The sequence below is a fragment of the Cupriavidus sp. 01L46 genome (genome assembly GCF_056399905.1).
On sequence record NZ_JBFTSF010000022.1, the window covers coordinates 18356 to 43948 of the forward strand.

Consider the following 25593-nt stretch of genomic DNA (forward strand, 5'->3'; position numbering starts at 1 on the left):
ACGTAAAAGGGGGAACATCATGCAAAGCACCAATCAACAAGTCATTGTCGTCACCGGCGCGGGCACGGGCATCGGCAAACCGAGCGCGCAGGCGCTGGCCCCCCGCATCGGGCACGGGCCCGGCGCGGCCCTTGCTCACCGGCAGGAACGACGATGAAACGATGGATCCAACTTGCGTGCGCCGCGTTGCTGCCGGCTGTCCTCGCCGCTGGCGAGGCGCAACCGGCGCGGCAAGACGATGCCGCTATCGCCCAAGGCAAATCCATGAAAGCCTCCAAGACTTACCTCTACCTGCTGAGGAAGACCCCGTTCTTCACCAGCCTGAGCACCGCGCAACTGCGCTGGACCATCGATCATTCCCGCGAGTGGGAGGTGGAACCCGGCACCGTCATCACCCAATGCACAGGCGCGGGCGCCACCGATGCCTGGGTGCTGCTCGACGGCGGCTGGCAACTCGAACACGATGGCCAGGCCTATCGCGCCGGCCATGCCGATTCCGGCAAGTGGTTCAGCGCGCGCCAGGCCAGCGGTGCCTGCCGCCTGGTGGCGACCGGGCATAGCTACGTGATGCAGATCGCCCGCGCCGAGTTCGACGCGATGCTGGCCCAGGGCTTTGCCTTGGGCAAGCATCTGGACGCGGGCTACCGCTACTACGCCGAGATCTTCGGCAATGCGCCGGCCGGCGCGCAAGGGCCGCAGGCAGCGCCCTAGTCACCAGGTGCGCCGCTAGCGCGAACGGCAACACGTCGCGCACACAAAGGCCCGGGCCGCTGCCTACAATGGAGACAATAAGAACAATGACGGCGACCATCGGGCAATCGATCATGACCCCCCATCTGGCTTTGGCGCATTCCACCCGCTCGGTGGCGCCGCGCGCTCACGGGCTGGCCGCCCTGCTAGCGTGCGGCCTGCTGCTGGCGCACGCTGCGCCGGCCCAAGCGCAGGCATCGGCAGCATCGGCGCCGGCCCCCGCCGCCCCCGGCGCCGCCTTCTCCGCCGGCACGCCCGGCGGCGCGTTKCCGGCCGGGTGGAAGAACCTGCCGGTGGCGCACGGCAAGACGTTGACCCATTACAGCCTGGTGGCGGAGGACCACGCCACGGTGCTCGAAGCCGACGCGGCCGCCTCCGCCTCGGCGCTGATGCACAAGGGCAACAACCTGGACCTGGAGGCCACCCCGCAGGTCAGCTGGCGCTGGAGGGTGGAACACCCGATCGATGCGGCCGACAACAGCGTCGCCGCCAAGGAAGACGCGCCGGCGCGCCTGGTGTTCATGTTCGATGGAGATACGGACAAGCTATCGCTGGGCGAGCGCACCGCCATCAAGCTCGCCAAGATGCTGGCGGGCGAGGAACTGCCCTATGCCACGCTGATGTACATCTGGTCCAACACCGCGCCGGTCGGCACGGTCATCGACAATCCCCACACCTCGCGGATCAAGATGATCGTGGTGTCAGGCGGGCCCGACGCCGCCGGCAAGTGGCTCGCGCTGAGCCGCAACGTGGAGCGGGACTTCGAGCATGCCTTCAAGGAAAAGCCCGGCAAGCTGATCGCCTACGGCCTGCTCACCGATACCGACAACACGGGAGGGAACGCGCGTGCCTGGTATGGGGATATCCGGTTCGGGGCGGCAAAGTAGTGAAAACGAGGGCCACCGCGTCAGGTCCGCCTTGGCCCTCGCCAACGTCACTTCGCCACAATGTCTTCAGCTAGTCGGCTCAAGTGCAGCGCGCGAAATCGGCATCCTCACCAACGTCCGGCATGCTCGCAAGTACTTCGGCCAAACTATTTCGCGTTGTTTGTCTCAGCGCCTGAATGAGAATCTCGCGGTGTTCCGCCTCTTCGCTGCGCCCATTTGCAGCAGCACGCTCGCGCAGTTTGTGCACCAGCAATTCGTCAACACCGCGAACCACAAGTCTGGCCATGCTCATATCCCCCTGATGCGTTGGCAAAACCATAGYAGATTTTGCCCAGCACACATCCTGCCAGGGTAGCGGGAGGGGATAGTTGAGTGGCCGGTCCTAGACCCGGCTGTCATGATATCGACGTTGCAATCGACGCGCGACTGCGTGAACGGCGTCCGGCAGGCCTCAGCCTGCCAGGAACCCGCGAACCGCCTGCGCAAACCCCTCCGGCTGCTCCCAGTTCGACAAGTGGGCCCCGTCCAGCTCCACGTAGCGCGCCCCGGCAATCCCTTGCGCCACTTCGCGCCCTTGTGCCGGTGTGGTGGCCATGTCATGCGTGCCGGCAATCACCAGCACCGGGCTGGCGATGCGCGGCAGCTGCTCGCGCAGGTCGGCGTCGCGCACGGCGGCGCAGTTGGCCGTGTAGCCTTCGGGCGATGCGTCCAGCAGCATCTGGCGCACCGGCGCGATGCGCGCCGCGTTGCCGGCCAGCCAGGCGGCGCTGAACCAGCGCGCCAGCACGGCGTCGACGATGGCGGCCATGCCTTGGCTGCGTACCGTCTGGATGCGCGTGTCCCAGCCGCTGGCCGGGCCGATGAGGGCGGCGGTATTGGCCAGCACGAAGCGGTCGAAACGCTCGGGGTGATTGGCAGCCAGCCACATGCCGGTCATGCCGCCCATCGACAGCCCGCAAAAATGCGCGCGCTGGATGCCGGCGTGATCCATGATGGCCAGCACGTCCTGCCCGAGTTTGGCAAACCCGAACGGCGCCGGGGACGGCAGGCCGGAGCCCCCGTGGCCGCGGGTGTCGTAGCGCAGCACGCGAAAGCGCGGCAGCAGGCTATCCATCTGCGGCGCCCACATCTGCATGTCGGTGCCCAGCGAATTGGACATGACCAGAACGGGTGCGTGGGGCGCCCCCTCGATCTCGTAGTGCAGCGCGATGCCTTGGTGGAATGCAGTGGTCATGGCGTTCTCAGTCCGCGCGGATGCCGCGTTCGCGGATCAGCTTGCCCCATTTATCGGTTTCGGCAGCGAGGTGCTTGCCCAGCTGCGCGGGCGTGCTGCCGATCGGCTCGGCGCCGATGGCGGCCAGGCGGGTGCGCACCGACGGCTTGGCCAGCGCGTCCACCATGGCCTGGTTCAGGCGCGCGACCACGGCGGGCGGCGTCTTGGCCGGGACGAAGGCGGCGAACCATGGCGACAGGTCATAGCCCTTGACGCCGGCTTCGGCCAGGGTCGGCACGTTTGGCAGCGTCGACGAGCGCTTGGCGGTGGTCACCGCAATGGGCGTGAGCTTGCCGGAGTCGATATGCGGCTTGGCCGAGGTGATGCTGTCGAACATATAGTCGACCTGGCCGCCCAGCAGGTCCGTCATGGCCGGGCCGCTGCCCTTGTAGGGCACGTGGAGCATCTTGACGCCGGTGAGCGAGGTGAACAGCTCGCCAGCCAGGTGAATCGAGGTGCCATTGCCGGCGGAGGCATAGGTGTACTTGTCCGGCGTGGCGCGCGCCGCGGCGATCAGGTCGGGCACCGTGGCGGGCAGCTTCTTGGCCTTGCTGGTGACCAGCACGTTAGGCACCACCGCCAGGAGCGAGACCGGCGCGAAATCCTTCACCGGGTCATAGCTGAGCCGGCCGTACAGCGCGGGGTTCACCGCCATGCCGTTGGCCACGATGATCAGCGTGTAGCCATCCGCGGGCGAGCGCGCCACCATCTCCGCGCCGATATTGCCGCCAGCGCCGGGGCGGTTTTCCACCACGATGGACTGGCCCAGGCTCCTCGACATTTCCTCGCCCAGCGTGCGGGCGATATTGTCCATCGCGCCGCCCGCGGGGAATGGCACGACCCAGCGGATCGGGTGATCGGGATAGGTGTCGGCGTGGGCGGCCGACGGCAGCACGGCCAGGGTGGCCAGCGCACAGGCGCAGGCGGCCCACGCGCGCAGGAATGGCAAGCGCATCAGAGTCTCCTCCAAATGGATTCGGAGTTGGTGTTGGAACGCGGCCAGCGGAGGCCGCGGCGGTATTCAGGGTAACGGCGCGCCGGCTGGCTTACTTGATCGACGACGGGTGCTTGGCCAGCGGCGTGACATGGATTTCCATGTACGGGAACAGCGGCAGGCTGGAGAGCATGGTGTGGAGTTCGTCGTTGGACTCGGCATCGAACACGCTGTAGTTGGCGTACTCGCCCACCACGCGCCACAGATGCGGCCACTTGCCCTGGCGCTGCAGGTCCTGCGAGTACGCCTTCTCGCGCGCCTTGATCTCGTCGGCCAGCGCGGCCGGCATGTCCGCGGGCATCTTTACGTCCATTCTCACCAGAAACAACATGCTTGAATCCTCGGTCTATGTTTGCTTGGGCAGCGCCTCAGGCGGCGCGGCGGTAATGGGCCAGCTTGTCTTCGTCCAGCGTCAGGCCAAGCCCCGGGCCAACCGGCAGGTGCAAGGCAAAGTCACGGTACTCGGGGCGGGCCGTCACCACATCATCCTTGAGAAGCAGCGGGCCGAACAGCTCGGTGCCCCAGGCCAGCCGCGGCAGCGTGGCAAAGCCGTGGGCAGCGGCGATGGTGCCCACGCTGCCTTCCAGCATGGTGCCGCCGTACAGCGCGATGCCGGCCGCATCGCCTACCGCCGCCGTGCGCAGCATCTCGAAGATGCCGCCGGATTTGGAGATCTTCAGCGCGAACACGTCCGCGCCGGCGATGCGCGCCAGTTCCATCGCATCCTCGGGACCGCACACGGCCTCATCGGCCATCACCGGCACCACGAAGCGCGCCGCCAGCCGGGCCAGCGCGCCGCGCTGCTCGCGCGGCACCGGCTGCTCGACGAGATCGATGCCGGCGGCTTCCAGCATGGCGATGCCGGTGGCGGCATCGGCTTCGTTCCAGGCCTGGTTGACGTCCACGGTCACGCGGGCACGGTCGCCCAGCGCGCGCTTGATGGCCGACACATGAGCCACGTCGTCGCGCACGCTGCGACGCCCGATCTTGAGCTTGAAGGTGTTGTGGCGGCGCTCGGCCAGCAGGGTTTCGGCTTCTTCGATATCCCGGCCGGTGTCTCCGCTGGCGAGCGTCCACAGGCAGGCCAGGTTCGGCCGCACCGCGCCGCCCAGCAACTCGGACAKGGGCAGGCCCAGGCGCTTGCCCTGCGCATCGAGCAGCGCGGACTCCAGCGCCGACTTGGCAAAGCGATTGCCCCGCGCCACCGAAGCCAGGCGCTGCATGGCGGCGTGGATATTGCACGCGTCGATGCCGGCCAGTGCAGGTGCCAGGTAGGTATCGATGGTCAGCTTGATGCCCTCGGGGCTTTCGTCGCCGTAGCTCAGGCCGCCGATGGTGGTGGCTTCGCCAATCCCCTCGATGCCGTCGCTGCAACGCAGCCGCACGATCACCAGGGTCTGGCGCTGCATGGTGGTCATGGCAAGCTGGTGCGCCCGGATGGTGGGCAGGTCGACCAGGATGGCTTCGACGGAGGTGACGGTTGCTTTCATGCTGGGTGTCTGCCAAGTATGGAATACGTTGAGAAGCAGTATGTGGCTTGACATCCAGGGTGTCCAAGACCGAGTATGTCCCGATCAATACCTTTTAAGTATGAAAGGATGGGATCATGGAGCTACGTCACCTGCGTTATTTCCAGGCCGTCGCGGCCGAACTCAACTTCACCCGCGCGGCTGAGCGCCTGCATATCGCCCAGCCGCCGCTGTCGCGCCAGATCCGCCAGCTGGAGGACGAAATCGGCACCGTGCTGCTGGACCGTTCCGCGCGCGCGGTGCGGCTGACCGAGGCCGGCCGCTTCCTGCTGGAGCAATCGCTGCAGCTGAACCAGCGCATCGACGAGATCGTGGAAGGCACGCGGCGCATCGGCCGCAATGAAAAGCGCTGGTTCGGCATCGGCTTCGTGCCATCGGTGCTCTATGGCTTCCTGCCGGAGCTGATCCGCCAGGTGCGCGGCTCCGACGCGGCCCTCGAGGTCGGCCTGTCCGAACTCACCACGGTACAGCAGATGGAAGCGCTCAAGGCCGGCCGCATCGATGTCGGCTTTGGCCGCATCGTGCTGGACGACCCCGCCATCACCCGCACGGTGGTGATGGCCGAGCCGCTGATGGCCGCCGTGCCCAGCGGCCACGCCGCGCTGAAGGGTCCGCCCATGACGCCGGCACAGCTGGCGGCCCACCCCTTCGTGCTCTACCCGGCGCGGCCCCGCCCCAGCTACGCCGATCACGTGCTGGCGCTGTTCCGCACGCAGGGCCTGCAGTTGCGCGTGGCGCAGGAGGCCAATGAGCTGCAGACCGCCATCGGCCTCGTGGCTGCGGGGCTTGGAATCTGCCTGGTGCCGGCATCCGTGCAGCGGCTGCACCGCGACGACGTGGCCTACGTGCCGATTGACGCCCCCGGCTTTACCTCACCAGTGATGATGAGCTATCGCAGCGACGACAGCTCGGCGCTACTGGCCGAGGTGGTCAGGCGCGTCGGCGAACTGGCCGGGACACCGCCATCGGCCTGAAATCCMGCCCCGGCCATAAGAAAACCCGGCGGCATCCCATGAATGGGTGATGCGCGAAGGCCGCTCGGTTTGTAGAGTGACTTTATAAAAAGGATACGGGGAAATCGTGCCATCGATGCACTCAGGGTCACTATCGGGCCGCGCCGCGCCACAGCGCGGCAGCAGGACAGCCAAGCCACGGCCGGGCAGCCTGCTCATTGCGCTGCTAAAAGCGTGCGGGGACACGCTGCGCAAGGCCTGGAGCAGCGAGCAAGGTGAGGTAGCACTCACCTTGCTCCACCCGCCCACGGCGCGCAACGCCACCTCCGGCCAGGCGCCGGACTGCGCCTGGCGCCTGCAACTCACCTACGCCGACACGCCGCTGACGCCGGGTGTGCCCCGGGTCACCGCCACCGCAGCGGTGCTGCGGGACGACGGCACCGACATCACCKCCTCACTTCCCCCGTCCGCATGGACCTGGCGCCAGGCTTCCGGCCTGTCGATGCGGGCCGGCTACGGCGCGGTCACGGTCGATACCGAGGGCCAGAGGCATGCCGTGTGCGTTTGCCCGCAGGGTGCCAGCGTGTCGGTCTCCGGCACCAGCCGCGCAGCCTGCCAGGCGATGGCATCGGGGGTGGAAGTGAGCGTGTTGCTAGCCAGCGGCGAGCGCTTGAGCCAGCGCTTCCAGCTGGGCCTGGCCGGGCTGGAATAAACCAGGCAAGCCCGGGCGGGACAAGAACGCGGACTGCCCATCGGCAGTTGCCGGCCGCCCCGCCAGTCACCCCTTGAGGTACATGTTCAGCCGCTTGGCGGCGTTGCGAAGGTGGGTCTCCGCCGCCTCCGCCGCCCGCTCGGCGTCGCCCGCCACGATCGCGTCGTAGATGGTCTTGTGCTCTTCCTGCACGGCCTCGACCATGTCCGCGTGATGGCTCTTGGTATTGCTCCTCGCCTGCCGGATCACGCGCCGCGCGCCGTGCTCCAGGTGTTCGCTCAACGCCTGGAAGTGCGGGTTGTGCGTCGCCTCGACAATGGCCTGGTGAAAGGCGAAGTCCTCTTCATCGCCCAGCCTGTCGTTGGCGATCTCGTACTCCATGCCAATCAGCGCGCGGCGGATCCGCTTGAGGTCTTCAGGCGTGCGGCGCATGGCCGCGAACCTGGTGGCCGCCACTTCGATCGTCACCAGCAGTTCCATCACCATGGCCAGCGAGTCTTTCTCGTCGATGGCCACATCCTGCATGCGAAACGCCTGGCGCTGGCTGCGCTCGGTCACAAACACGCCGCTGCCCGCCTTGGGCGCAACCAACCCCTCCGACTTGAGCTGCGACAGGGCCTCGCGCACCACCGCGCGGCTGACCGAGRACTGCTCGCACAGCAAGCGCTCGCTGGGCAGGCGGTCGCCCACGGCGAACTCGCCCGCCTGGATCGCCTGGATCAGGCGCCTGGCGATCTCGTCCGGCAGGTGTTTGGGCTCGGGATGGAACATGGTTCCCTCCGGGCGCTGGGTGGGCGGCGGCGCCGCGGCGCCGGGCACTGTCTTGTTCAATACGGGCTCCCTGGCGCCAGACAGCCTCTGGCTGGCGCTCGATTCTAAATTGGTCTTACAGGTCAATGTAGCACGTCTTAGCGCGCATGAAACGTGTGGAATGTACCAGCACGAAGCGGTGCCGGCACCCGTTATTCGTCCACAAGCCAAGCCCTTCAAGGGTATAAGCCCTTCGTTCCGCCACGCGGATACACATCCGATCGGACTCTCGGTAGAAACCCTCATGGCGCGCAAGTCGCCGTTGACGATCGCCGCCCATCTCCTTATAGTAAACCTGTCAGACCACTTTAACCACAGGTCAGACCACTATGACGGGCCAGTTTCGGCGCCCGCCAGATGAATCCAAACAATAGCCAGGAGACACCCATGAGCGGTAGCCGCATTACCCGTCCTTTGTTCGCAGCCGCGGCACTCTCCGTGCTGGCGGGCACGGCATCGGCGGCGCCGGTGAAGATTGCGCTGGTCGAGACGCTGTCCGGCCCGCAGGCATCCACCGGCCTGATGTTCCGCGCAGCGGCGCGCTATGCGATCGACAAGATCAACACCACCGGGGGCTGGAACGGCGAGCCGCTCCAGCTGGTCGAGTACGACAACCAGGGCGGCCCGGCAGGCGCGGCGGACAAGCTGAAGGCGGCCGTTGCCGATGGCGCCCAGATCGTCATGCAAGGTTCGTCGTCGGCCGTGTCCGGCCAGATCACCGAGGACGTGCGCAAGTTCAACCTGCGCAATCCGGGCAAGGAAATCCTGTTCATGAACGTCGGCGGCGAAGCCATGGAGCTAACCGGCGAGAAGTGCCACTTCTACCATTTCAAGTTCGCCACCAACGCGCAGATCCGCGTCAAGGCGCTGGTCGGCGCGATGAAGCCGCTCCATGCGCTGGGCACCCGCGTGTATTCKATCAACCAGAACTACTCCTGGGGCGTCGACATGGAAAAGGCCATCGGCGACTACGCCGGCGCCGGCGGCTACACGGTGGTGGAAAAGACGCTGCATGACGTGAACAAGGTGCAGGACTTCTCGCCCTACGTGGCCAAGATCGCTGCCGCCAAGGCAGACAGCGTGATCACCGGCAACTGGTCCAACGACCTGCTGCTGTTGATGAAGGCCAGCAAGGCAGCCGGCCTGAAGACGCGCTTTGCCACCGTGTTCCTCGACCAGCCGGGCAATATCGGCAACGCCGCCGACGTGGCGCTGGGCCACTATGTTGCCCACCCCTTCAATGTCGAGGCGGGTGGCGCCGACAGTGAGCGCTTCGCCAACGACTTCAAGGCCAGGCAGGGCCATATGCCCGCCTACATCGAGCCACAGACGGTGTTCGCGGTGGAGATGCTGGGCGAAGCACTGAAGACCGTGAAGCCGGAAGGCGGCAAGCTCAACACCAGCGCACTGGCCAAGGCGCTCGAAACCGCCAAGGTCAGATCGCCGCTGGGCGAGATGAGCATGCGCGCCGCCGATCACCAGGTGCTGCTGCCGATGGTGGTGTCCGTGGTCGCCAAGGATGCGAAGTTCAAGGTCGACGGCACCGACATGGGCTTCAAGCCGGTCAAGACCTTCTCTGCCGCCGAGGCCGCCACGCCGGCCCAGGCCAGCTGCAAGATGCAGCGCCCCAGCTGATTCCCCTGCCCAAGCCACCCTAGCAACATCAGCCACGCTCGCGCCGCTGCGGCGCGGGCGCTGGCAAGTACGGCCATGCGCCAGTTGGCCGCACAGCCTCGTTCCAAGGAAGCCTTCATGGAATACCTCGTCGTCTCATTGCTTAACGGCACCATCTACGGCCTGCTGCTGTTCATGGTTTCCGCTGGCCTGACCCTCATCTTCGGCATGATGGGCGTGCTCAACTTTGCCCATGCGTCGTTCTACATGCTGGGCGCCTACTTTGCCTATACGCTGCAGGGCGCAATCGGCTTCTGGCCGGCCATCGTGGTTTCGCCGATCCTGGTCGGGCTGGCCGGGGTGGCGGTGGAGCGCTTCTTCCTGCGCCGCGTCCATCACCACGGTCACGCGCATGAGCTGCTGCTGACCTTTGGCCTGTCTTTCATCATTGCCGAACTGATCAAGCTGTTCTTTGGCAACTTCCCGGTGGACTACCGCATCCCGGCGTCGCTGGACTTCGCGGCCTTCCACCTGGGCGTGTCCTCCTATCCCTTCTATCGCGTGTTMATGGGCGGCATCGCCGTGGCCATGTTCGCCGTGATCTACCTGCTGCTCACGCGCACCCGGGTCGGCATCGTGGTGCGCTCGGCGATCTACAAGCCGCGCATGGCCGAGGCGCTGGGCCACAACGTGCCGCTGGTCTTCATGGGCGTGTTCGGCATCGGCGCGGCGCTGGCGGGCCTGGCCGGCGCGGTGGCGGGCGCGTTCTACACCACCAACCCGAACATGGCGCTGGAACTCGGCGTGATGGTCTTCGTCGTGGTGGTAGTGGGCGGCCTGGGCTCGCTGGAGGGGGCCATGCTCGCCTCGCTGCTGATCGGGCTGATCACGTCGCTCTCGGTCGGCATCGATCGCAGCCTGGCCGACCTGCTGGCCTTGGCCGGGGCGGGCGCCTGGGCCGAACAAGCCGGCGGGCTGATGACCCTGAAACTCTCCAGCCTGGCCGGGACCATCCCGTTCGCGCTGATGCTGTTGATCTTGCTGGTCCGTCCGTCAGGCTTGATGGGCGAGAAGGAGTAACCATGACCAACCTCTCCAACACGCAGAAGACCTTGTTGCTGCTCGGCGTGGGCGCGCTGCTGGCGCTGCCGATGGTGCTATCGCAATCGCTGGTCAACGCATCCATCCAGATGCTGATCGCSGTGCTGTTCGCSGCCTCGTTCAACCTGCTGAGCGGCCAGGGCGGCATGCTGTCGTTYGGCCATGCGGCGTACTTCGGCATTGGCAGCTTTGCCACCGTGCACGCCATGAACGCCTTCGGCGGCAACGGCCTGCTGCCCACGCCGCTGCTGCCGCTGGCCGGCGGCGCCCTGGGCCTGGTCGCCGGCCTGGCCGCCGGCTGGTTCGCCACCAAGCGCACCGGCGTCTACTTCGCCATGATCACGCTGGCGCTGGCCGAACTGCTGCACTCGCTGGCGCCGCACCTGAAGGGCTGGTTCGGCGGCGAGGCGGGCCTGTCCACCATGCGCATGCCGGCGTGGGGCCTCACCTTCGGCGACAGCAACCAGGTGTACTACCTGACCCTGTTCTGGGTGCTGCTGTCGCTGGCGCTGCTGTACCTGTTCACGCTGACGCCGGTGGGCCGCCTGACGCTGGGCCTGCGCGAGAACGCCAACCGCCTGCGCTTTCTCGGCTATGACACGCACCGGCTCGGCGTGCTGGTGTTCGCCGTCTCGGCCATGTTCGCTGGCATCGCGGGCGCGCTGCAGGCGCTCAACATGGAAGCGGCCAACTATGTGGTGTTCGAGTCATCCGCCTCCGCGGCGGTGGTGCTTAACAGCTATATCGGCGGCGTGAAGATCTTCCTCGGCCCGGCACTGGGCGCGGCGGTGATGACCTTCTTCGGCTATGCGGTATCCGACCTGACGCGTTCGTGGCTGCTGTACCAGGGCATTGTCTTCGTGCTGGTGATGATGTTCTTGCCGACGGGCCTGGCCGGGCTGATCAAGTCCTTCGCCACGCACAGCAAGACCTATGGCCTGCGTGCGCTGCTGCCCATGGCGCTGGCATTCATCATCGGCACGTTGCTGCTCGCGGGCGGCACGGTGTTCACGGTGGAGATGCTGCAGCGCTTCTTCTCGCAAGACTACCGCTCCATGGCGGCCCTGAATGGTGGCGGCTGGCCCGCGATTGCGCTGTTTGGCCGCGAGTGGGATCCCATCTCGCCGCTGACCTGGCTGGTGCCCGCGGCGCTGCTGGTGGCAGGCATCGCCACGGCCCGCCTGGCCAACAGGCGCTGGCTGCGCCTGAAGGACGCCACCCCCGCCATCGACGCGCCCGCCACCGCGGCCACCAACGTCCKGAGKAACCCGGCATGAACACGCAAGCGATGCTCTCCCTGCGCGGACTGCGCAAATCCTTCGGCGACGTCGACATCATCCGCGGCGTGGACCTCGATCTCGTCAGCGGTGAGCGCCACGCGCTGATCGGCCCGAACGGCGCCGGCAAGTCCACGCTGTTCCACCTGATCTCCGGGCGCCTGCCCCTGACCAAAGGCGAGATCATGCTCAACGGCGAGCCGATCCACGGCCTGTCGCCGCAGAGCATCAACCATCGCGGCCTGGCGCGCTCGTTCCAGATCACCAATATCTTCGCGGGCCTCACGGTTTTCGAGAACTTGCGCCTCGCCGTCATGCGGCGCCACGGCCTGCAATACACGCTGTGGAAGTTCGCCCACAAGGTGCGTGCCGTGCGCGACGAGACCCAGCACCTGCTCGAACAGGTGCGGCTGGCCGGGCGCGCACAAACCATCGCCGGCGAGCTGTMGTATTCGGAGCAACGCTCGCTGGAGATCGCCATGACGCTGGCCTCGGACCCGAAGGTCATCATGCTCGACGAGCCGATGGCGGGCATGTCGCAGGAAGAAACCGACTACACCGMCGGCCTGATCCGCGAGATCGCGCAGGGCCGCACGCTGCTGATCGTGGAGCACGACATGGACGTGGTGTTCTCGCTCAGCGACCGCATCAGCGTGCTGGTCTACGGCGAGATCGTCGCCACCGGCACGCCGGACGAGATCCGCAACAACGCACGCGTCAAGGAAGCCTATCTGGGCGAGGAGGTCACGGTATGAGCGCGCAGTCMCTACAAAGCGCCGATCCGCTGCTGAGCGTGCAAGGGCTGCACGCGCACTACGGCAAGAGCCACATCCTGCACGGCGTGGATTTCCAGGTAGGGCGGGCCGAAGTGGTCAGCCTGCTGGGCCGCAACGGCTCGGGCCGCTCCACCACGCTCAAGGCCATCATGGGCCTGGTGCCGCCAAGCGCCGGCCACATCAGGCTGCGCGGGCGCGATCTGGCCGGCGCGCAATCTTATGCGATCTGCCGCAAGGGCATTGCCTATGTGCCGGAAGAGCGCGAGGTCTTCGCCAACCTGACGGTGGACGAAAACCTGCGCATGGGCGAGCAGCGCGCCACCGAAGGCGCGCCGCAATGGACCTTCGAGCAGATGTTCGACTACTTCCCGCGCCTGAAGGAGCGCCGCAACACCAAGGCCGGCAGCCTCTCCGGCGGCGAGCAGCAGATGCTCACCATGTGCCGCTCGCTGCTGGGCAACCCCTTGGTGATCCTGATCGACGAGCCCACCGAAGGCCTCGCGCCCAAGATCGTGACGGTGGTTGGCGAGGCCATCCAGGACATCCACCGCCGGGGCGTCTCGGTGGTGCTGGTGGAGCAGAAGCTCGCCATCGCGCTGAAGGTATCGAGCCGCGTCTGCGTGATGGGCCACGGACGCATCGTCTTTGAAGGCACGCCCGAACAACTCACTTCCAATACCCAACTTCTGAAGGACTGGTTAGCCGTATGAGCACCTCTTTGCCTATTGGATACCCGAACGCGCAGCCCTTTGCGCGCGCCAGCTACCCCGGCCTGGCCGGCAAGGTCGTGCTCAACACCGGCGGCGCCAGCGGCATCGGCCGCGCGATGGCGCATGGCTTTGCCCGGCACGGCGCGCGCCTGATGCTGCTGGACCTGGATGCGCAAGGACTCGCCAGCGCCAAGGCGGAACTGGAAGCGGCTTGCCCGGAAGCGCAGGTCGAAGTGGTACAGGCTTCGATCACCGACCCCGAGGCCGTGGAGCACGCCTGCGCCGCCACCGAGGCCCGCTTTGGCCGCATCGACATCCTGCTGAACAACGCCGGCATCTCGATGAACAAGCCGTCGCTGGAACTGACGCCCGACGACTGGCGCCGCGCCATCGAGATCGACCTCTCCGGCGTGTTCTTCTGCACGCAGGCGGCGGCGCGCCGCATGGTGCGCCAGGGCGGCGGCTCCATCCTGAGCACCGCGTCGATGTGGGGCCTGGCCTCGTCCGCGCGGCGCCTGGCGTACTGCGCCGCCAAGGCTGGCGTGGTGTCGCTCACCAAGTCGCTGGCGGCGGAATGGGCTGAGTACAACATCCGCGTGAACGCGGTCTGCCCGGGCTACACCAGCACCGCGCTGATGGAAACGCTGCTCGCCAGCAAGGCCATCGACGGCGAGGCGCTGCTGGCGCGCACGCCGCTGCGCCGCTTTGGCGCGCCGGAAGAGATGGCGGAGGTCGCCCTCTTCCTGGCATCGGACTCGGCCGCGTTCATCACCGGCCATGCGCTGGTCTCCGATGGCGGCTGGACCGCCGACGGCTTCTGAGCACGCAGTTCCCCAGCACGATTGAAAGCATCATCGAACGGTAATCAAGGATTCTCAAATGTCTGAACGTAGCGCCCTGCGCCCCGCCGCCGAATGGGTGGAACTGCGCACCACCGAGGAAGACTGGGCCAAGGCAGACCCGGCCCTGCTCGGCACCCTGCTGAGCCACCTGCACCTGATCCGCGGCTTCGAGGAGGCTGTGCTCGAACTCGCCGCCGAAGGCCTGGTCCACGGCCCGGCGCATTCCAGCATCGGGCAGGAAGGCGGCGCCGCCGGCTCCATCGTGCCGCTGACCGGCGCCGACCAGATCAACGGCTCGCATCGCGGGCATCACCAGTTTGTCTCCAAGGCGCTGGGCTACCTCGCGCCCAACGGCATCGATCCGCGCGCACCGCTGCCGGCGGACGTGCAAACGCTGCTGCAACGCACGCTGGCGGAAATCCTGGGCTTGGCGCAGGGCTATTGCAAAGGCCGTGGCGGCTCCATGCACTTGCAGTGGGCCGAGGCCGGCGCGCTGGGCACCAATGCCATCGTGGGCGGCGGCGTGCCCATGGCCGCGGGCGCGGCGTGGTCGCACCGGCATGCCGGCACGGATGCGGTCGCCATCACCTACTTCGGCGACGGCGCGGTCAATATCGGCTCGGTGCTGGAAACCATGAACCTGGCCGCCGCGTGGAAGCTGCCGCTGTGCTTCTTTATCGAGAACAACCGCTACGCCGTCTCCACCACGGTGGAAGAGTCCACCGCCGAGCCGCGCCTGTCCGCGCGCGGCATGGGCTTCAACATCCCGAGCTGGAAGGTCGATGGCATGGACCCGCTGGCGGTGTACCTGGCCACGCAGGAAGCGCTGGCGCATATGCGTGCCGGCAAGGGCCCGACGATCATCGAAGCCGATCTGTACCGCTTCTTCCACCAGAACGGCCCCTTCCCGGGGAGCGCCTTTGGCTACCGCACCAAGGAAGAAGAGCAGCAATGGCGCGCGCGCGATCCGCTCGAACTGATGGCGCGCCGCATGCAGGCGCGCGGCCTGATCAGCGCCGACGAGATCGCCGCGCTGCGTGAGCGCATCAAGCAAGCCATGCGCGACGCCATGGCCGCACTGACCGAAGCCGATCCTTCCGGCAAGCCGGGCAAGCGCCGCATCCGGCCTGAGCTGTGGCCGAGCCCGGACTTCCGCGATGTGGGCATCCGCGGCGACCTGAGCGAGCTGGCAGGCCTGCGCTGCGAGGACGAGGCCGGCTTCTCCGGCAAGCTGGACAAGCGCAAGTTCATCGACGTGGTGGCGGACGTCATGCAACGCCGCATGGAGACCGATTCGTCGGTGGTGGTGATGGGCGAGGACGTGCACCGCCTCAAGGGCGGCACCAACGGCGCCACCCGCGGCCTGCGCGACAACTTCCCGGACCGCGTGCTGGGCACGCCGATCAGCGAGAACGCGTTCGTGGGCCTGGGCGGCGGGCTGGCGCTGGACGGACGCTACAAGCCCGTGGTGGAGTTCATGTACCCGGACTTCATGTGGGTGGCGGCCGACCAGATCTTCAACCAGATCGGCAAGGCGCGCCACATGTTCGGCGGCGAGAGCGACGTGCCGCTGGTGCTGCGCACCAAGGTAGCGATGGGCACGGGCTATGGCTCGCAGCACTCGATGGACCCGGCCGGCATCTTCGCCACCAGCCCGGGCTGGCGCATCGTGGCGCCGTCCACGCCGTTCGACTACGTGGGCCTGATGAACACCGCGCTGGCGTGCAAGGACCCGGTGCTGGTGATCGAGCACGTGGACCTGTACAACGCCTCGGGCGTGGGCCCCGTGGATGACTTCGACTATCACCTGCCGGTGGGCAAGGCGGCGGTACGCCGCAGCGGTGGCGATGTCACTGTCATCACGTACCTGTCGATGGTCGGCCACTCGCTCGAAGCGGTGGCGCAAACCGGCATCGACGCCGAGGTGATCGACCTGCGCTGGCTGGACCGCGCCAGCATTGACTGGGACACCATCGCGCAGAGCGTGAAGAAGACCAACAACGTACTGATCGCCGAACAAGGCGCGCGGGGTACCTCCTATGGCGGATGGCTGGCCGACGAAATCCAGCGCCGCTACTTCGACTGGCTGGACCAGCCCGTGCAGCGCGTGACCGGCGCCGAGGCCGCGCCGAGCATCTCCAAGGTGCTGGAGCGCGCCGCCGCAGCCCGCACCGAGGAAGTGGCCGAGGGCCTGCGCCAGGTAATGCGCGACAAGGGCGCGGCGTGAGTCCCGATGCCCGCCTGGCCAACTGAACGAACCCAAGGAATACCAATGACCCTGAACGTGATTGTTCCCCTGGAGGTCGGCATCGCCGTGCGCGACCTGCCGCGCATGCGCCGCTTCTACGAGCAGGTGCTGGGCTTCGCCTTTGTCAGCGAAGTGGCCGTGCCAGCGGCAAATGCCATGCAGGCGGCCATGCACGCCGGCGGCTACACCGCGGTGCGCCTGCAGACCAACCATGGCGAGCGCATCAAGCTGCTGGCCCCCGTACAGCCGCCCGCGCCCGCGCCCGCTCCCGAGTACATCCTCGACAAGGCCAACGCCACCTACCTGACCTTTATCGTGGACGACATCCAGAGCGTGGTCGACAAGCTGCTCGCCGCCGATGTGGAATTCCTCACCGGCCCGCAGCGCATCGAAGTGCGCCCCGGCACCTACCTGGCGTTCTGCCGCGATCCCGAAGGCAATGTGCTGGAGATCGTGCAGTACGCGGATATCGCCGCCTACCGCCCCGACCTGCAACCAAGGACTGCCTGACATGGCCACCCTGCTACGCATGCCCGAGGTGGCGGCCAATGCCACCCAGGCCACGCTGCAAGCGTGGACCAAGAACGAAGGCGATACGATTGCCGTTGGCGACTGCATCGCCGAGATCGAAACCGACAAGGCCGTGGTCGAGCTCAATGCCGATTCGGCCGGCGTGCTCGGCCGCCGCCTGGTGGCGGCGGGCCAGGACGTGGAGGTGGGCGCGCCCATCGGCGTGCTGCTGGTCAATGGCGAAACCGGCGTGGATATCGATGCGCTGATCGCGGCGGCGGGTGGCGGCGCGCAAGCGCCTGAAGCCGTGGCGGCATCCGCTGGCGAGGCGCTTGCTGCTGCCACGATTGCTGCCACGACTGCTGCACCGCATGCCGCACGCATCTTCGCCAGCCCGCTGGCGCGCCGCCTGGCGGCGCAGCGCGGGCTGGACCTCGCGGCATTGCGCGGCAGCGGCCCCAATGGCCGCGTCGTCAAGCGCGATATCGAGCAGGCCGCCGCGGCTCCTGCCGTTGCCAGCGCACCTGCCGTTGCGCGCCCCGCCGCACCGCAAGCGCGGGCCAGCGAAGCGTTCACCGAAATCCCGCACAGCAATATGCGCCGCACCATCGCGCGCCGGCTGAGCGAGAGCAAGGCCACCATCCCGCATTTCTACCTCACGGCGGATTGCCGCATGGAGCAGCTGCTGGCGCTGCGCGCGCAGATCAACGCCGGTGCGCCGCGCAAGATCTCGGTCAACGACTTCATCGTGCGCGCCGTGGCGGTCGCCTTGCGCGAGGTGCCGGCGGCCAACGTGGGCTGGACCGATACGGCGATGCGCCAGTACCAGCAGGCCGATATCGCGGTAGCGGTATCCACGGACGCCGGCCTGATCACCCCCATCGTGCGCGCTGCCGATACCAAGCCGCTGTCCGTCATCAGCGCCGAAATCGCCGACCTGGCCGCGCGTGCGCGCGCTTCGCAACTGCGCCCCGAGGAGTACCAGGGGGGCAGCTTCAGCGTGAGCAACCTGGGCATGTTCGGCGTGTCCGAGTTCTCCGCCATCATCAATCCGCCGCAGGCCGCCATCCTTGCCGTGGGCGCCACGCAAGCGGTGCCGGTGGTGGAAGACGGCGCGCTGAAGGCCGGGCAGGTCATGCGCTGCACGCTCTCGGTGGACCACCGCGCCATCGACGGCGCACTGGCCGCGCAATGGCTGGCCGCGTTCAAGCGCCTGCTTGAAAACCCCTTGTCGATGCTGATCTAAGGACCATGACGTGGCGAACTCCTCATTTGACCTGATCGTCGTAGGCGGTGGCCCGGGCGGCTACGTGGCCGCCATCCGCGCCACACAGCTAGGCATGAAGACCGCGCTGGTCGAAAAAGAGCACCTGGGCGGCATCTGCCTGAACTGGGGCTGCATTCCCACCAAGGCGCTGTTGCGATCCGCCGATGTGCTGCGGCTGGTCAAGGACGCGGCGGCCTACGGTGTGCATGCCGCATCGCCTGCCGCCGACCTCCCGGCCATGGTGGCCCGCTCCCGCGCGGTGGCCGCGCAGCTCAACAAGGGCGTGGCCCACCTGATGAAGAAGAACGGCGTGACCGTGCTCAACGGCCACGGGCGGCTGGCGGGCAAGGGAACGCTGGAAGTCACCGCGCCGGATGGCTCGACAAGACTCGTTGCATCCGCCCACATCCTGCTTGCCACCGGCGCGCGCGCCCGCCAGTTGCCCGCGCTGCCGGCGGACGGCAAGACGGTCTGGACCTATCGCGAGGCGCTGGCGCCACCCGTGGTGCCAAAGCGCATGCTGATCGTCGGCGCCGGCGCCATCGGCATCGAATTCGCGAGCTTCTATCGCGCGGTGGGTGCCGAGGTGACGGTGGTGGAGATGGCGGAGCGCATCCTGCCGGTGGAAGATGCCGACATCTGCGCACAGGTGGCGAGCAGCCTGAGCCGGGAAGGCATCGTGCTGCATACCGGCACCAGCATCAAGAGCGCCGAGCGCAATGGGCAGGGCTGGTCCGTCGCGCTGCAAGGCGGCAAGTCCGGCGGCGCGAGCGTCGACGTCGACGTTGTGCTGGTGGCGGCGGGCATCGTCGGCAACGTGGAAGGCCTGGGCCTGGAGCAGACCGCCGTCAAGGTCGAGAAGACGCATATCGTGACCGACGGCTTCGGCCGCACCGATGAGCCCGGCGTGTATGCCATCGGCGACGTGGCGGGCCCGCCGTGGCTGGCGCACAAGGYCAGCCACGAAGGCGTGATCTGCGTGGAGCGGATTGCCGGGCTGCATCCGCATGCGCTCGATGCCACACGTATTCCGGCCTGCACCTACAGCCATCCGCAAGTGGCGAGCGTGGGGCTCACCGAGGCACAGGCCAGGGAGCGCGGCCAGCCGATCAAGGTCGGCAAGTTTCCTTTCGTCGGCAACGGCAAGGCCATTGCCATGGGCAGCACCGCGGGCCTGGTGAAAGTGGTGTTCGACGCAGGCAGCGGCGAACTGCTCGGCGCCCATATGGTGGGCGACGAGGTCACCGAGATGATCCAGGGCTACGCCATCGCGCAGACGCTGGAGACCACCGAGGCCGACCTGATGGCCGCCGTCCTGCCGCACCCGACCATGTCCGAGGCCATGCACGAAGCCGTGCTCGCGGCCTACGGGCGCGCACTGCATATCTGAACACGGGAGACAACATGTACAACTTCGATCAACGCACGCTGCTGCTGACCGGCGCCAACGGCGGCATCGGCCGTGAGACGGCCAAGCTGTTCCTGGCGCACGGCGCCAACCTGGTACTGACGGATCTGGACGAAGCCGGTGTCGCCGGATTTGCCAGCGAACTGGACCCGAGCGGCGAGCGCATCGCCACGCTGCGCATGGACGCCGCCAGCCCCGACGATTGCGAGCGCGCCGTGGCGCTCGCGCAGGCGCGCTTCGGCGGCATCGATTTCCTGGTACCGTCGGCAGGCTTGTACCAGGCCCAGCCTGTGGCCGGGATGAGCGACGCGCAATGGCGGCAGACGCTGTCGATCAACCTCGATGGCGTGTTCTATCTTGTGCGCCGCGCCATTCCCGCGCTGCGCGAGAACAGCGCCATCGTCAACCTGACGTCGGTGGCGGCGCACCGGGGCGCTTACTACAATGCGCACTATTCGGCCTCCAAGGGTGGCCTGCTCAGCCTCACCCGCAGCCTGGCGCGGGAACTCGGGCCGCGCACCCGCGTCAATGCTGTATCGCCGGGCGTGATCGAAACCCCCATGACCGCCGAGCTGATCCAGAAACGCGGCGCCGATTCCGTCGAGCAGACACCGCTCAAGCGCCTCGGCCACCCGCGCGAGATCGCCACCGCCATCGGCTTCCTGTGCAGCGACGCGGCCAGCTTTGTCACCGGCGAGGTGCTGCACGTCAATGGCGGGCTGTATATCGCGGGTTGAATCGCGGGTTGAATCGCGGCTTGAATCGCGGTTTGATCATCCGTCCGGCGGCCAAACGAGATCGCCGGATCCTGCTAACCTGCCGTCAGCGGCGCTGCGCCGAATCCCCCAACATCGCTACGGAACCGGAAACAGACCATGTTGCAACTCCAAGACCCCTCCCTGCTGCGCCAGCAGTGCTATATCGATGGCCGCTGGACCGATGCGCAGCGTCATATCGACGTGACCAATCCCGCTACGGGCGAGCGCGTCGGCCAGGTGCCGCTGCTGGGCGCCGACGAAACGCGCCAGGCCATCGAGGCCGCCAACCGTGCCCTGCCGGCCTGGCGCGCGCGTACCGCCAAGGAACGCTCCGCGCTGCTGCGCAAGTGGTTCGAACTGCTGCTGGCGAACCAGGACGACCTGGCCCGCATCATGACCGCCGAGCAAGGCAAGCCCTTTGCCGAAGCACGCGGCGAGATCGGCTACGCGGCCTCGTTCATCGAGTGGTTCGCCGAGGAAGGCAAGCGCGTCTACGGCGAGACCATTCCCGCACCGGTCAGCAACCAGCGCATCGTCGTCACCAAGGAACCGGTGGGCGTGTGCGCGGCCATCACGCCGTGGAATTTCCCCGCGGCAATGATCACGCGCAAGGCCGGCCCGGCGCTGGCGGCAGGTTGCACGATGGTGGTCAAGCCCGCCTCGCAAACCCCGCTGACCGCGCTGGCCATGGTGGCACTGGCGGAACGCGCCGGCATTCCCGCAGGCGTGCTGTCGGTCGTCACCGGCTCGGCTTCCGCCATCGGCGGCGAACTCAGCAGCAACCCGCTGGTGCGCAAGCTCACCTTTACCGGCTCGACGGAGGTCGGCCGTACGCTGATGGCGCAGACGGCGTCCACCATCAAGAAGGTCTCGATGGAACTCGGCGGCAACGCGCCCTTCATCGTGTTCGAGGATGCCGACCTGGATGCCGCCGTGGAAGGCGCCATCGTGTCCAAGTACCGCAACGCGGGACAGACCTGCGTCTGCGCCAACCGCCTCTATGTGCACAGCAAGGTCTATGACGCCTTCGCCGAAAAGCTGGTCGCGGCGGTACGCGCGCTGAAGGTGGGCAACGGCATGGAAGACGGCGTGCGCATCGGGCCGCTGATCGACGGCAAGGCCGTGACCAAGGTCGAGGAACATATCACCGACGCGATCTCCAAAGGCGCGCGCGTGCTGCAAGGCGGCAAGCGCCACGCGCTCGGGCAATCGTTTTTCGAGCCTACCGTGCTGGCCGACGTGAAGCCCGGCATGCTGGTCGCGCGTGAAGAAACCTTCGGCCCGCTCGCGCCGCTGTTCCGCTTCGAGACCGAGGACGAAGTCGTCGCCATGGCCAACGACACGGAATTCGGCCTGGCGAGCTATTTCTACGCACGCGATCTCGGCCGCGTGTGGCGCGTTTCCGAGCGGCTGGAGTACGGCATGGTCGGCGTCAACACCGGCCTGATCTCGAACGAGGTCGCGCCCTTCGGCGGCGTCAAGCAATCGGGCGTGGGCCGCGAAGGTTCGCACTACGGCATCGAGGACTACCTGGTCATCAAGTACACCTGCATGGCCGGCATCTGAGCCATCGCCATGCCCGCGGGACGGCGCGGCCGTCCCGCCTCCCGCGCCCGTCTTCCTCTCCCTTCTTCTCTCCTTTCTTCTCCCCCTCTTCCACGTTACCCGGAATCCCGCAATGCAGATCGATGGCAATACCCAGCTTGTCGGCATCATCGCCGCCCCCATCGCGCACGTGCGCACGCCGCAACTCTTCAATGCCTCGGTCGCCCGCCAGGGCCTGAACGCCGTCTGCGTGCCCTTCCATGTGGACGCGGCGCAATTGCAGGCATTCCTCGCCGGCGCGCCGGCCGCGCAAAACCTGCAAGGCCTGGTCGTCACCATGCCGCACAAGGAGGCGGTGGTGGCCATCTGTGGTGAACTGACCGATGCCGCGCGCCTGCTCGGCTCCGTCAATGCGATGCGCTTCGACCGCCAGAAGGGCTTTTGGGTCGGTGGCAACTTTGATGGCGACGGCTTCGTCGCCGGCCTGCGCGAACGCGGCCACAGCCTGTCTGGCAAGCGCGTGCTGCAGCTTGGCGCCGGCGGCGCCGGCAAGTCGATGGCCTATGCCATGGCCCGCGAGCAGCCCGCCGAACTGGTCATCTACAACCGCTCCGCCGACAAGGCGCAAGAGCTGGCGGCAAGCCTGAAAGCGGTGCTGCCGGCCGTCTCGATTCGTGCCGGCGATAACAACCCCGCCGGCTTCGATGTCGTTGTCAACGCCACCGCGCTCGGCTTGCGCGATACCGACGCCACGCCGCTCCCCGCTGCGCAACTGGACGCAGGCACGCTGGTCTGCGAGGCGGTGATCCGCGATGGCGATACCCCGCTGCTGAAGGCCGCGCGCGAACGCGGCTGCGCGGTGCATCACGGGCAATGGATGCTGTATGGACAGATCGTGGAGATCTCGCGCTTCCTGGGCGTTGCGCTGGCACCGGAGTTTGTCGAGCGGATCCTGGGGCCGGTGGACTGAGCACGAGCACGGCGGCATAACGAACGCCCGCMCTCTCCCCCGCCCCTCTCCCGCAAGCGGGAGAGGGGAGCAAACCGGTGGATGGCAAACAGCAACGCGACCGACGTCGAGATCGTCGACTACCACTAAAGGAGCAAACCATGGCACGAGAAATTCTGCTGGCCACGCCAGGGGAAATCCTGCAGTTGGACTGGCTTGAGCCGCTTGGGATCAGCCAATACGCGCTCGCCAAGGCAATCGATGTCCCGCCTCGGCGCATCAACGAGATCGTCAAGGGTGAGCGCGCCATCACCGCCGATACGGCCGTCCGGCTCGGCGTGTTCTTCGGCACCGATGCCCAAAGCTGGATGAACCTCCAAACCCACTACGACACCGAAAGGGCAAAGGAAAAGATCGGCGCGGAGAAACTGGCAGCTATCAAGGAGCATGCCGTCGCCGCTTAGCAAACCAGCGCGAAAAAAAAGCGATATCGCGCGATCAAGATTCGGTGTAGCCGTGCGGAGCGCCCCCAAGGGCGGTCCACACCAACCCGCGATGCGAAGCGAGCCGTCAAGGTTCACCTAGGCCGTATGGGGCGTCGCCCCATCCGGCGCGCCTTCTTTGCCTACTTTCTTGGCAAGACAAGAAAGTAGGTCGCCGCCCCGCAGGGGAGGTGAAACTGCCTTTGACTTTAAGCCTTTGACGTTGAACGGCAAGCAGTTACATCAGCAATATCAAACTCAAATCACCCCATCCCGCCGCAACCCGCCAATCACCTCCCCCGCCACCCCCCAATCCCGCAACACCGCCTCACTATCCGCACCTCGCTGCCTTCCAGCAGCTCGCACCACTGCGCGCGCGTGCGGGTGAGGAACAGCGCGGTCATGCGGGCCTTGAGCTCGGGCCAGTGGCGTTTGTCGAGCTGCTTGTCGAAGAGCGGATCGTCCAGGCCGCAGCGCTCGCGCAGCAGCGCGTAGAACTGCGGCTCGATGGCGCCCACCGCGACGTACTTGCCATCCGCGCAGGCATAGGTGTCGTAGAAATGCGCCGCGCCATCCAGCAAATTGTCGCCGCGCTGGTTGGTCCAGCGCCCGGCGGCCTTGAAGCCGTACATCATGGCGGACAGCAATGCGGTGCCATCGGTCATGGCCGCATCCACCACCTGCCCCTTGCCGGAGTTGCGGGCTTCGTTGATGGCGCACATCACGCCAAATGCCAGCAGCATGCCGCCGCCGCCAAAGTCGCCGACGTAGTTGAGCGGCACCACGGGCGGCTCCCCCGCCCGGCCGATGGCATGCAGGGCGCCGCCGATGGCAATGTAGTTGATATCGTGGCCGGCGGCCTGGGCTAGCGGCCCGTGCTGGMCCCAGCCAGTCATACGGCCGTACACCAGCGCCGGATTACGCGCCAGGCAAGGCTCCGGCCCCAGGCCAAGGCGTTCCATCACGCCAGGGCGAAAGCCTTCGATCAGTACATCGGCCTTGGCGATCAGGTCCAGCACGACCTCGGCCGCGCCAGGCTTGCGCAGGTCGATGGCCAGGGAGCGCCTGCCGCGTGCGGTCACGTCGCAGCGCGCCTTGCCCGCGCCGGTGGCCGGCGCCTCGCCCGGCTTGGCCGGGCGGGGGCGGTCGATGCGAATCACCTCGGCGCCCTGGTCGGCCAGCATCATCGCGCAGAACGGCGCCGGGCCGATCCCAACCATTTCCACCACTTTCAGTCCAGCCAACGGTCCCGCCATGTCCTGTCTCCGGTTGTCTGCTCCCGCGAGGGAAGCGTCTTGCCGGTCAGTTTGCCACGCTCGCCGGGATGTGGAATCGTCAATAACGACGAATACGCGAATACGCGAACACGCACGCAACAACGGCCTGGGCCTAGGCCGGGACCGTTGCCGCGAACGCCGGCGGCGTCGCGGCAAGCGCCTCGCGCAGCGCTTGGGACGTGCGCTCGGCAAGGTCGCCGGGTACCGGCCGGCCGCTGTCGGCCAGTGCCTGGGCCACGCTGACCACCTTGTCGGCACGGTAGTGGCGCCCGCTGCCGATGGCGGCCTCGAAATCGTTGGCGCGGCCATTGATCTCCTGAGGATCGGCGCTGACCAGCAGCACGGCGTGCGCCAGCACCACGTGCAGGCTGGCGTCGCCCGCGCCCGCCACGCGGCGCCAGTATTGCGCCGTGCCGGCAATCTTGCGGGCCTGCTCCGGCGGGCCCCAGGCCAGGTTGAAGCGGCCATCGCAAAACGACCCATCCACCGCTTGCCAGTGCGTCTGCAACCCAAGGCGGCTCAATGCGGCGGCCAGCACCTCGCACAGATGCAGATAGGCCGGCTCGGCATGGGTCCCGGCGCCGCCGCGCACCGGATAGGCCAGGCTCAGGTTGACGATGCCCGGGCCCTGCGGCACCAGCCCGCCGCCTGACAGGCGCAGCCAGACCGGGCAGCCACGCGCGGCAAAATCGGCGCGCGCGGCCTCCAGTTGCGCATGCCGCAGGTAGCTGCGCGGCACCACCAGCGAAACCGGCGCCTGCCACAGGTGCGCCAGCCAGCGGCCGGCGGATGCCTGCTCCAGCAGCGCCTGCTCGGCGTGCAAGGGATCGGGGTCGGTTGGATCGGGATCGAGAAATTCAAATCGCATGGCATGACCGGTAAGCGCCGGGACGGGACGCGCACATGCCGGGCCGCACCGCG

Annotated in this window: 27 protein-coding genes; 19 read left to right on the forward strand and 8 right to left on the reverse strand. The window is 67.2% G+C overall.

From position 1 onward, the window contains the following. Positions 1 to 19 precede the first annotated feature (19 nt). From AC1DS3_RS06065 to AC1DS3_RS06075, 3 genes are all read left to right on the forward strand, one after another. Positions 20 to 157 carry a hypothetical protein gene (locus tag AC1DS3_RS06065; RefSeq protein WP_441636148.1) on the forward strand — a complete coding sequence of 46 codons (138 nt, stop codon included), beginning with the start codon at positions 20 to 22 and terminating at the stop codon, positions 155 to 157. Beyond that, positions 154 to 711 carry a cyclic nucleotide-binding domain-containing protein gene (locus AC1DS3_RS06070; protein ID WP_441636150.1) on the forward strand — a complete coding sequence of 186 codons (558 nt, stop codon included), beginning with the start codon at positions 154 to 156 and terminating at the stop codon, positions 709 to 711. The genes AC1DS3_RS06065 and AC1DS3_RS06070 overlap by 4 nt, the downstream gene beginning before the upstream one ends. Positions 712 to 797: 86 nt before the next feature. Next, positions 798 to 1637 carry a DUF3047 domain-containing protein gene (locus AC1DS3_RS06075; protein WP_477126842.1) on the forward strand — a complete coding sequence of 280 codons (840 nt, stop codon included), beginning with the start codon at positions 798 to 800 and terminating at the stop codon, positions 1635 to 1637. 79 nt (positions 1638 to 1716) lie between these two features. On the opposite strand, the gene AC1DS3_RS06080 is transcribed toward AC1DS3_RS06075, so the two are convergent. The 5 genes from AC1DS3_RS06080 to AC1DS3_RS06100 all read right to left on the reverse strand — a co-directional run bounded on the left by AC1DS3_RS06080 (position 1717) and on the right by AC1DS3_RS06100 (position 5394). After that, complete coding sequence (locus tag AC1DS3_RS06080) at positions 1717 to 1923, reverse strand: FitA-like ribbon-helix-helix domain-containing protein (RefSeq protein ID WP_441636154.1); 207 nt, start codon at positions 1921 to 1923, stop codon at positions 1717 to 1719. 165 nt (positions 1924 to 2088) lie between these two features. Then, positions 2089 to 2871 (reverse strand): 3-oxoadipate enol-lactonase, encoded by a 783-nt coding sequence (pcaD, locus tag AC1DS3_RS06085; RefSeq protein ID WP_441636156.1) that lies wholly within the window; start codon positions 2869 to 2871, stop codon positions 2089 to 2091. Positions 2872 to 2878: 7 nt separating this feature from the next. After that, positions 2879 to 3865 (reverse strand): tripartite tricarboxylate transporter substrate binding protein, encoded by a 987-nt coding sequence (locus tag AC1DS3_RS06090; RefSeq protein ID WP_183037122.1) that lies wholly within the window; start codon positions 3863 to 3865, stop codon positions 2879 to 2881. A gap of 91 nt (positions 3866 to 3956) precedes the next feature. After that, the gene (catC, locus tag AC1DS3_RS06095; protein WP_416051144.1) at positions 3957 to 4235 is read right to left on the reverse strand and encodes a muconolactone Delta-isomerase; all 279 of its coding nucleotides are present in this window, start codon (positions 4233 to 4235) and stop codon (positions 3957 to 3959) included. A gap of 37 nt (positions 4236 to 4272) precedes the next feature. Next, positions 4273 to 5394, reverse strand: coding sequence for a muconate/chloromuconate family cycloisomerase (locus AC1DS3_RS06100; protein WP_477126843.1), 1122 nt, complete (start codon positions 5392 to 5394; stop codon positions 4273 to 4275). 116 nt (positions 5395 to 5510) lie between these two features. Between AC1DS3_RS06100 and AC1DS3_RS06105 the strand changes: the two genes are divergently transcribed. Both AC1DS3_RS06105 and AC1DS3_RS06110 read left to right on the forward strand, forming a co-directional pair. After that, positions 5511 to 6407 carry a LysR family transcriptional regulator gene (locus AC1DS3_RS06105; RefSeq protein WP_441636159.1) on the forward strand — a complete coding sequence of 299 codons (897 nt, stop codon included), beginning with the start codon at positions 5511 to 5513 and terminating at the stop codon, positions 6405 to 6407. Positions 6408 to 6513: 106 nt separating this feature from the next. Further along, complete coding sequence (locus tag AC1DS3_RS06110; protein WP_477126844.1) at positions 6514 to 7098, forward strand: hypothetical protein; 585 nt, start codon at positions 6514 to 6516, stop codon at positions 7096 to 7098. A gap of 66 nt (positions 7099 to 7164) precedes the next feature. Here AC1DS3_RS06110 and AC1DS3_RS06115 read toward each other — a convergent pair whose 3' ends face one another. Then, positions 7165 to 7869 carry a FadR/GntR family transcriptional regulator gene (locus AC1DS3_RS06115; protein WP_477126870.1) on the reverse strand — a complete coding sequence of 235 codons (705 nt, stop codon included), beginning with the start codon at positions 7867 to 7869 and terminating at the stop codon, positions 7165 to 7167. A gap of 426 nt (positions 7870 to 8295) precedes the next feature. Here AC1DS3_RS06115 and AC1DS3_RS06120 point away from each other — a divergent pair, with 426 nt between their 5' ends. From AC1DS3_RS06120 to AC1DS3_RS06185, 14 genes are all read left to right on the forward strand, one after another. After that, positions 8296 to 9543, forward strand: coding sequence for a branched-chain amino acid ABC transporter substrate-binding protein (locus AC1DS3_RS06120; RefSeq protein ID WP_477126845.1), 1248 nt, complete (start codon positions 8296 to 8298; stop codon positions 9541 to 9543). Positions 9544 to 9660: 117 nt separating this feature from the next. Beyond that, positions 9661 to 10602 carry a branched-chain amino acid ABC transporter permease gene (locus AC1DS3_RS06125; protein ID WP_477126846.1) on the forward strand — a complete coding sequence of 314 codons (942 nt, stop codon included), beginning with the start codon at positions 9661 to 9663 and terminating at the stop codon, positions 10600 to 10602. A gap of 2 nt (positions 10603 to 10604) precedes the next feature. After that, a complete protein-coding gene (locus AC1DS3_RS06130; RefSeq protein ID WP_477126847.1) occupies positions 10605 to 11900 on the forward strand; it encodes a branched-chain amino acid ABC transporter permease in 1296 nt (431 codons plus the stop codon). Next, complete coding sequence (locus AC1DS3_RS06135; protein ID WP_477126848.1) at positions 11897 to 12655, forward strand: ABC transporter ATP-binding protein; 759 nt, start codon at positions 11897 to 11899, stop codon at positions 12653 to 12655. The genes AC1DS3_RS06130 and AC1DS3_RS06135 overlap by 4 nt, the downstream gene beginning before the upstream one ends. Continuing rightward, the gene (locus AC1DS3_RS06140; protein ID WP_441636169.1) at positions 12652 to 13386 is read left to right on the forward strand and encodes an ABC transporter ATP-binding protein; all 735 of its coding nucleotides are present in this window, start codon (positions 12652 to 12654) and stop codon (positions 13384 to 13386) included. The genes AC1DS3_RS06135 and AC1DS3_RS06140 overlap by 4 nt, the downstream gene beginning before the upstream one ends. Continuing rightward, entirely contained in the window at positions 13383 to 14207 is an 825-nt protein-coding gene (locus AC1DS3_RS06145) for an SDR family NAD(P)-dependent oxidoreductase (protein WP_441636171.1), read from the forward strand. The genes AC1DS3_RS06140 and AC1DS3_RS06145 overlap by 4 nt, the downstream gene beginning before the upstream one ends. Before the next feature lie 58 nt (positions 14208 to 14265). After that, entirely contained in the window at positions 14266 to 16455 is a 2190-nt protein-coding gene (locus tag AC1DS3_RS06150; protein WP_441636173.1) for an alpha-ketoacid dehydrogenase subunit alpha/beta, read from the forward strand. Positions 16456 to 16500: 45 nt separating this feature from the next. Next, complete coding sequence (locus AC1DS3_RS06155; RefSeq protein WP_441636175.1) at positions 16501 to 16986, forward strand: VOC family protein; 486 nt, start codon at positions 16501 to 16503, stop codon at positions 16984 to 16986. Position 16987: 1 nt separating this feature from the next. After that, the gene (locus tag AC1DS3_RS06160) at positions 16988 to 18232 is read left to right on the forward strand and encodes a pyruvate dehydrogenase complex dihydrolipoamide acetyltransferase (protein WP_477109345.1); all 1245 of its coding nucleotides are present in this window, start codon (positions 16988 to 16990) and stop codon (positions 18230 to 18232) included. 10 nt (positions 18233 to 18242) lie between these two features. Continuing rightward, positions 18243 to 19643 (forward strand): dihydrolipoyl dehydrogenase, encoded by a 1401-nt coding sequence (lpdA, locus tag AC1DS3_RS06165; protein WP_477126849.1) that lies wholly within the window; start codon positions 18243 to 18245, stop codon positions 19641 to 19643. A 14-nt stretch (positions 19644 to 19657) separates the two neighbouring features. Then, entirely contained in the window at positions 19658 to 20398 is a 741-nt protein-coding gene (locus AC1DS3_RS06170) for an SDR family NAD(P)-dependent oxidoreductase (RefSeq protein ID WP_441636181.1), read from the forward strand. Between the two features lie 138 nt (positions 20399 to 20536). Further along, a complete protein-coding gene (gabD, locus tag AC1DS3_RS06175) occupies positions 20537 to 21985 on the forward strand; it encodes an NADP-dependent succinate-semialdehyde dehydrogenase (protein WP_441636183.1) in 1449 nt (482 codons plus the stop codon). A gap of 112 nt (positions 21986 to 22097) precedes the next feature. Further along, positions 22098 to 22934, forward strand: a complete 837-nt coding sequence (locus AC1DS3_RS06180) for a shikimate dehydrogenase family protein (RefSeq protein ID WP_441636185.1) — start codon at positions 22098 to 22100, stop codon at positions 22932 to 22934. Positions 22935 to 23074: 140 nt separating this feature from the next. Beyond that, on the forward strand, positions 23075 to 23377 hold the full coding sequence (locus AC1DS3_RS06185) for a HigA family addiction module antitoxin (protein WP_441636187.1): 303 nt from the start codon (positions 23075 to 23077) through the stop codon (positions 23375 to 23377). Between the two features lie 308 nt (positions 23378 to 23685). Here AC1DS3_RS06185 and AC1DS3_RS06190 read toward each other — a convergent pair whose 3' ends face one another. Both AC1DS3_RS06190 and AC1DS3_RS06195 read right to left on the reverse strand, forming a co-directional pair. Continuing rightward, on the reverse strand, positions 23686 to 24651 hold the full coding sequence (locus AC1DS3_RS06190) for a CaiB/BaiF CoA transferase family protein (RefSeq protein WP_477126850.1): 966 nt from the start codon (positions 24649 to 24651) through the stop codon (positions 23686 to 23688). Positions 24652 to 24784: 133 nt separating this feature from the next. Further along, complete coding sequence (locus tag AC1DS3_RS06195) at positions 24785 to 25540, reverse strand: lipoyl protein ligase domain-containing protein (protein ID WP_441636191.1); 756 nt, start codon at positions 25538 to 25540, stop codon at positions 24785 to 24787. Positions 25541 to 25593: the final 53 nt, after the last annotated feature.